General features: G+C 61.0%; 5 protein-coding genes. 3 read left to right on the plus strand and 2 right to left on the minus strand.

Annotated features, from left to right (window positions below; translation table 11 throughout):
- Positions 1 to 239: 239 nt before the first annotated feature.
- Complete coding sequence (locus HMPREF2857_RS06880; RefSeq protein WP_016423317.1) at positions 240 to 428, minus strand: hypothetical protein; 189 nt, start codon at positions 426 to 428, stop codon at positions 240 to 242.
- A 74-nt stretch (positions 429 to 502) separates the two neighbouring features.
- On the opposite strand from HMPREF2857_RS06880, the gene HMPREF2857_RS06885 reads away from it, so the two are divergent.
- The 3 genes from HMPREF2857_RS06885 (at position 503) to HMPREF2857_RS06895 (ending at position 5538) form a co-directional block, all read left to right on the plus strand.
- Positions 503 to 3019, plus strand: coding sequence for a helicase-associated domain-containing protein (locus tag HMPREF2857_RS06885; RefSeq protein WP_070643291.1), 2517 nt, complete (start codon positions 503 to 505; stop codon positions 3017 to 3019).
- 148 nt (positions 3020 to 3167) lie between these two features.
- Positions 3168 to 4871 carry a DNA repair helicase XPB gene (locus HMPREF2857_RS06890; RefSeq protein WP_016423319.1) on the plus strand — a complete coding sequence of 568 codons (1704 nt, stop codon included), beginning with the start codon at positions 3168 to 3170 and terminating at the stop codon, positions 4869 to 4871.
- Between the two features lie 25 nt (positions 4872 to 4896).
- A complete protein-coding gene (locus HMPREF2857_RS06895) occupies positions 4897 to 5538 on the plus strand; it encodes a DUF3239 domain-containing protein (RefSeq protein ID WP_049171985.1) in 642 nt (213 codons plus the stop codon).
- Positions 5539 to 5675: 137 nt separating this feature from the next.
- Here HMPREF2857_RS06895 and HMPREF2857_RS06900 read toward each other — a convergent pair whose 3' ends face one another.
- Positions 5676 to 6818 carry an alpha/beta hydrolase gene (locus HMPREF2857_RS06900; protein WP_070643292.1) on the minus strand — a complete coding sequence of 381 codons (1143 nt, stop codon included), beginning with the start codon at positions 6816 to 6818 and terminating at the stop codon, positions 5676 to 5678.
- Between the last annotated feature and the right edge of the window lie 114 nt (positions 6819 to 6932).

Below are 6932 nucleotides of genomic sequence, written 5' to 3' on the forward strand. Positions count from 1 at the left end.
GTGTCATAAACTTACACAGTTTCACATTTGCAGCTCGCATCCATGGGGCCATTCCGGTGGATTAACCGGAAACGGGCTTGAATAAGCCCCCGCCCACTTCAAGCCCCCCCCCCACTTCAAGCGCCCCTACTCAAGCCCCCGCCCCGAGGCCACTGATGTGAAAACCCGCAGCCATGGCTGAACTAGCAGTCACGGCTGCGGGCCTCCAGCAGAAGTAGCTCTGCTAAGAATCTAAAAGATTACTTGTTAATCACCGTGGTCGGGTGCACGTAACCCAGAGTCTCCGGATCAACCGGGAACTCAATGTCGCCGAAAGGCGAATCTGCACCAGCGTGGTGAGCAATCAGTTCAGTAACAGCGTGCTGACCAGGCTCGAGGTCCTTCGGCCAGCCGGGATCGACATAGGATTTCTTTGCAACGTTAGCCATGCTGAGATTATCCCAAAAATTTTCTCCCCAGTCACCTTCTCCCCTCCTTAAATCTCACTAAAGTGGGGATTGTCATGACTAGCACCACCCCCTTTGCACTCTTTTCCGACTGGTTGGCAGGTCAACCAGACCAATTTGTGGGCACTATCCTCAGCAATCGCCCCGATGCGCTGTCGCCACCGCCGAAGTCTTCCCAGGTGCTAGCGGCAAGGCTCCAGCTCCGCGCTTCTGTCTCCCGCGCGCTGACCAGACTGCCCGCACTGGAGCTCGCCTGCATTGAGGCCGCCGCCGACCTCGGTGCTGACGCCGAACCCGTCACTGCGGACGCCCTCATCGACTACATTCTCGACTTACTCTCTCGAGCAGAGGTTCCCGCCAATCAACGGCCCACGGCCACGCATATTCGGACAAGCCTCGATACCCTGCGCGAATACGGACTCATCTGGGGCAACGGTCCCGGCCCCCGCGGCACCTTCACCGGCAAGTCCACCCGCAAGAAGCCTCTGCCCTGGCAGGACTACTTCTGCCTCAGCGATGAGGTCGCCACCTCGTTGCCACCTGGCTGGTATCTTCTGCCCAATCCCGATGGCCCCAGCCGCAGCCAGCTACGCACGGCACTCACCGAGGTCACAGACAGGCAGCAGCGTCTCCTGGATACCCTCGCCAACTCCGGAGGGCTCGGCGTCACAAAGGACGCTCATCCGGATGCCGACCCTTCGCTGCCGGTCCCAGCGCTCATCAACGCCGGCCTGCTCGAACGCATCGACGAGGGCACCGTTCGCCTGCCCGCCACCGTTCGCGCGCTTATGCGTGGAGTCGGGCTTGCCGACGACGACGTCCCCCTGCGCCCCGAAACCCCCGCTACCCACGTGATTGCCAGCGGTAACGACCGTGCTGCCGCCACTGCCTGGGAAACTTTGCGACAGCTGACTGACCTGCTGGACTTGCTGGGAACCGACCCCGCGCCGACCTTGAAAAACGGCGTCATCGGAGTGCGGGAAACCCGCAGTCTCATCGAGGAGCTCGGCGTCGACATCTCGGAGTTGGCTCGCGGCGTGGCTAATCTCAGTGCAGCGGGCCTGGTTCATGTCGGTACTCCACATCCGCTGCCACTGCACGACAGCGGTGGTGACTATTTCGCCCCCACGCTGGCAGCCGACGGCTTCCTCGACGCCGATCTGGTTGACCGGTGGGTGAGTTTGACGGTCGGCACTCGCACTAGCGACGCAGCTCCCTGGCGGGTCGACCAGCTCAATGAGGAAGGCAAGCGCATTGCTCTACTCTCCCCACAAGCTCGGCTCTCCGGGGTACCGTCAATCCGGGAAATGGTGCTGGCCTGCTGTGCGCAGGTGGCGTCGTCGGCAAGCGACAACGACATCGTTGCTCTGACTGACCTGCGTGAATGCGCCGCCTACTACTACCCGATTACCAACGCGAGGTGCACGGACGAGACGCTCAGTGGCGTGGTCGACGAGCTGGTCGCCCTCGGCATCGTCGTGCGGGACCCGGGCGTGGAAACGATTTCCGTCGGCCTTAGCGAGGTCGGCAAAGCCATGGTCGCGCTCATCGAATCCGGTACCGCCGAGGCCTTCGACGATCTGCGTGCCGCCTGCAACAACCTCTTGCCGCCGAACGCCTCGTACCTGATGGTTCAGGCGGACAACACCATCGTCGTACCGGGCCCCGCATCCCCGGAGATGGAACGCATGCTCAGTTCGATTGCGCAGCTGGAATCTCCCGGCCTCGCCAGCGTCTACCGCGTGACCGAAGACAGCCTTCGCGATGCCCTCGACGCCGGCATCAATGCCGCCGATATCTCGGAGTTTCTTTCGCGCTACGCCGTCGGCGAGGTGCCGCAGTCCATTACCTATTTGCTTGACGACGTCGCCCGCCGCCACGGTCGTCTCCGCGGTGGCCCCGCAGCTTCGTTTATCCGCTGTGACGATCCGGCCCTGCTGGCCTCATTCCAGAGTCACCAGGCTGGACAAAGCCTGGCGTTGCGGAAGATTGCCGAAACGGTGCTAATTAGCCAGGCCCCGCTTGCCCAGGTGATTGAGACCGCTAGAAATGCGGGCTTTTCCATCATCGCCGAAGATGCAGAGGGTTTGGTGCTGGATCTCTGTCGCGCTCCCTGCCGCATTGAGGCGCCAGCTCCGGTGCCCGCTGCGCGTACAACGATGCCCGAACCGGAACGCATCAGCCAGGCGTTGACGGCTATTGCCGATGGCAACCGTGCTGCTGAGCATGCTGGTAGTTCCAGTGGCGCTACGGCCAGTGGCAGCACTGCTGGGGTCTCTGACTCGGCTGCGGATTGGACGACAGGTACGGGCACAGCTGCCGGTGCCAGCACTAGCACCGGTGGCACGAGCGACTACGCCTCCGGCACCGAAGCATTCAAGCTCCTGCAGCGCGCGGCTCGCCACGGTGACGACCTGTATTTGAGCTACGTTGACCGCAACGGCAAACCCGGCCGCAAGCGCGTGCGCCCAGTCACAGTCTCCGGTGGGCAGGTCGATGCTATCGACCCGGCCACCAGCCAAGTGCTGCGCTTCCTGCTGCATCGCATAACCGAAGTACATCCTGTCGACTAGGCGGCGGGCGCGCGGACCGTCGTAAAGCGATGCAGAAGCGAATGTGGCGGTTCGGGATGATTCGAGCCCGTGCCGCATCTTCTGCGTAATCGTGGCAGAATTGACCTTTAGCTTATTTTTGGTCGAATGTCTGCGAGGCGAGGAAATAATGGGTTTCGGTACGGGTCCGCTGATCGTCCAATCGGACAAGACGGTGCTGCTGGAGGTCGATAATCCGGAGGCGGATGCGGCACGCGCGGCGCTGGCACCGTTCGCGGAGCTCGAACGTGCTCCTGAACATGTGCACACCTACCGCATCACCCCGCTGGCGCTGTGGAATGCCCGCGCCGCCGGTCACGACGCGGAGCAGGTGGTCGATGTCCTCGAGCGCTTCTCCAAGTTCCCCGTCCCACAGCCGCTGCTTATCGACGTCGCGGAGACCATGGACCGCTACGGTCGCCTGAGCCTGACCAAGCATCCAGCTCACGGCCTTATTCTGGTTTCACACGACCCTGCGGTACTGGCCGAGGTGACCAAGCACAAAAAGATTCGTCCGATGCTCGGCGAGCAAATCGATGCCGACACCTGGACCGTGCACCCCTCCGAGCGAGGCCGAATCAAACAGGAGCTGCTGAAGGTCGGTTGGCCTGCCAATGACACCGCCGGCTACATCGACGGTGAGGCACACGCCATCGCTTGGCAGGATCAGGGCACCGGAGGCCACGACACCTGGGAACTGCGCGACTACCAGCGCATGGCGGCTGATTCCTTCCGCGAAGGTGGCTCCGGCGTCGTGGTGCTACCCTGTGGCGCAGGTAAAACGATTGTCGGCGCGGCAGCGATGGTGGACGCGCAGCGCACCACTTTGATCCTGGTCACCAACACCGTCGCTGGCAGGCAGTGGCGCGACGAGCTGCTGCGACGCACCTCGCTGACCGAGGACGAAATCGGCGAATACTCCGGCGAAAAGAAGGAAATTCGCCCCGTCACCATTGCGACCTACCAAGTGGTCACGCGCAAGACCAAGGGAGAATACCGCGCACTCGAGCTATTCGATTCCCGCGACTGGGGCCTCATCATCTATGACGAGGTCCACCTCCTGCCCGCTCCTGTGTTCCGAATGAGTGCGGATCTGCAGTCGCGCCGTCGACTGGGGCTCACCGCTACCCTGGTGCGCGAAGATGGCCGCGAGGGCGACGTCTTCAGCCTGATCGGCCCGAAGCGCTACGACGCCCCGTGGAAGGACATCGAAGCCCAGGGCTGGATCGCACCGGCTGACTGCGTTGAGGTCCGCGTGACCCCAACCGAGTCCGAGCGCATGCTCTACGCCACGGCTGAGGCCTCCGACAGGTATCGTCTGGCCGCAACGACGCCGACGAAGATTCCCGTCGTCAAGCAAATCCTTGCCCGACACGAGGGCGAACCCGCTCTGGTGATTGGTGCCTACCTGGATCAGCTCGAAGAGATCGGCGAAGAGCTCGGCGTCGACGTCATCGAAGGAAAGACGTCCAACGCCAAACGCGAGGAGCTCTTTGGGAAGTTCCGGCGCGGCGAGATCAACACGCTGGTGGTCTCCAAGGTTGCGAACTTTTCCATCGACCTTCCCGAAGCCTCTGTCGCCGTGCAAATCTCCGGCACCTTCGGTTCCCGACAGGAGGAGGCACAGCGCCTGGGGCGTCTCCTGCGCCCGAAGTCCGATGGTGGTGGCGCCGTCTTTTACTCGGTGGTGACTCGCGATACGCTCGATACCGAATACGCAGCTCACCGCCAGCGTTTCCTGGCGGAACAGGGCTACGCCTACCGAATCGTCGACGCAGACGAGTACCTCGGGCCCTCCCTGCCCGGTGATTCCACCGCTAGCTCGGAATCCTAGAAAACTGGATAACTAAAGGACTGCCATGAACTTTCACTTCCCCGTCAACCGCGAGCACACCAACGCCAACAACGAGTACTACCGCGATGCCCGCCGACTGCTCATCTCCTCCGGCATTTTCTCTGCTCTGCTGCTCGTCGGCGCTGTGCTGGTTCTAATAGTTTTCGACCGCACGCCGTTTGTTATCGGCAGCGCGGTTGTGCTTTTCGCCCTCGCGGCTCTCTACGTCGGCGTTACCTTCCAGGTGCGACGCGCAATTAAGGATCCGCAAGAGCTTTACGACGAATCCCCGCTGGTTCCGGCCATGATTGCGCGTGTGGATGAGCGGACCATGGTGCTGATGACCCTGGTGGACATGCGTAAAAACCCCTCCGATGGCGAGCCCGTCCCGGCCCTGGCTACACGTACGGTCACCACGATTTCCGGGGTCCCCCGCCGCGTGGGCGCGAAGGTGCCAGCTGTTGCTGTTGCCGGTACACACAAGAGCCGCACCGAGTTCTACGACGAAATCACCCCAGTGCCGCTCGCGTGGTCCACTCCAGACAAGTCAATCATTGCCCAAGCCCAGCGCAATATTCCTGTCAACGATTGGAATGTGCTCGAACGCAACATCGACCGGGTGGAAGAGGTACACGCAACGAAGCGCAATCTCCTGCCGCTGAACTAGTCGGGGGCTGTTAGCCCCGACCTTTTGGCACTGAGCTGTTGCCGCCCCGCCCCCCCCCCCGATTTCCCTTAGCAGCGCTCCCCTCTGCGGTGCTCACATGCACAGCGAGAGCGCCATTAGGAACTGAAACGGGTTGACTAGCTCTTGCCCCAGGACTCTTCGTTCTGCCGGTCAATCGCTTCCTTATCGTATTCACCTGCCGGGTCCTCTGGCAGCTCACGTTCCGTGTGAGTGACCTCTAGAATGAACCGCGCCGCGTCCGTAATCTGCTCTCGCTGAACCTTTGGAACCGCAATCTGGTGAGTTGCCAAGAATTCCGCCTGAGAGGCCTCTCCCCCTGCCTCCTCAACCTTCTTCAGGTACTCGGTAGCTGGCCGAACAACAGTATCGCGGGAGGCCGCCTGAACGTGGACACGCATGCTTCGCGACGGCTCATGCAATCCCGGTGACACTTCCTTTGCCGAATCATCAGAGGTGCCGAAGAATGCCTGCAACCACACCGCAGGAGCACCACGCAGGTCTAGAGCCGGGGCAACGAGCAACAGAGCAACCGGAGTGTCTTGACTAATCTGGTCTACCGCGGAAACAACGTTGTGGCCGCCTGAAGAGACACCATAGAGAACTATTGGGTTCTGATCACTGATGGGCATTGCACCCAATTTTTGAAGCTGCAACGAATCATCTGCGACAGATGCGACTACCCGCGCGATGTCATTGACGGCCTCAGATACCTTGTGCTCTGGTGCGAGCCGGTAATCCACGTCCACAACAATTGCGCCCGATCGGGCTGCCAGGGCAGCCATATTTGGGCCGAAGGAATTCTCACGCAGACTGCCGTCGCCCATCCAGAAAGCGCCGCCGTGTGCGGCAACTACCACAGACCCGGTTGGATCCTGTGGGACAAAAACCCGCACCGGAACGCTAGGACTATCCCCCACCGTCGTATCCGTCACCTCTACTTTGCCGTCGGCATACGCAAGGTATGGCGAGGAATGGTTGACGGCCGCCCCCAGGACCATCATTGAACCGTGAATGATGGCGTCTGGCATACGAGCGCCGCGGTCATTGACTGAAGCACGAGCCTTCTTAATGTCTTCCTCAGAGGCACCCAAGGGGACAACCTCGCTCAAGTAGGAATAGGCCGAGACGTGTTCTTCGAGCCATTCAATAAGCTGTTGTAGCTTACCTTCTTCGGTCGTTACGGGAGTGAAGTTGTCTTGAGCCTCGTCCTCAGAAGAAGCGAGGTTAACCACATCGGAGTTAGGTGTCTGATTAGTCATAGAGACAGTCTGCCACAGAGAGCCAACGAGGATTCACCAAAAGAGGAAACCGAGGATCCGATCGACGCTTAGTTAATTCCGTTTACCTGTGGGTAACAAAAAGTGGGCCGCAGC

Origin of the sequence: Corynebacterium sp. HMSC076C10, assembly GCF_001812455.1 — a bacterium.
Taxonomy (GTDB): domain Bacteria; phylum Actinomycetota; class Actinomycetes; order Mycobacteriales; family Mycobacteriaceae; genus Corynebacterium; species Corynebacterium jeikeium_D.

Coding starts and splice junctions, on each gene's coding strand:
- HMPREF2857_RS06880 (WP_016423317.1), bottom strand. CDS start 428: ATGGCTAACGTTGCAAAGAAATCCTATGTCGATCCCGGCTGGCCGAAG.
- HMPREF2857_RS06885 (WP_070643291.1), top strand. CDS start 503: ATGACTAGCACCACCCCCTTTGCACTCTTTTCCGACTGGTTGGCAGGT.
- HMPREF2857_RS06890 (WP_016423319.1), top strand. CDS start 3,168: ATGGGTTTCGGTACGGGTCCGCTGATCGTCCAATCGGACAAGACGGTG.
- HMPREF2857_RS06895 (WP_049171985.1), top strand. CDS start 4,897: ATGAACTTTCACTTCCCCGTCAACCGCGAGCACACCAACGCCAACAAC.
- HMPREF2857_RS06900 (WP_070643292.1), bottom strand. CDS start 6,818: ATGACTAATCAGACACCTAACTCCGATGTGGTTAACCTCGCTTCTTCT.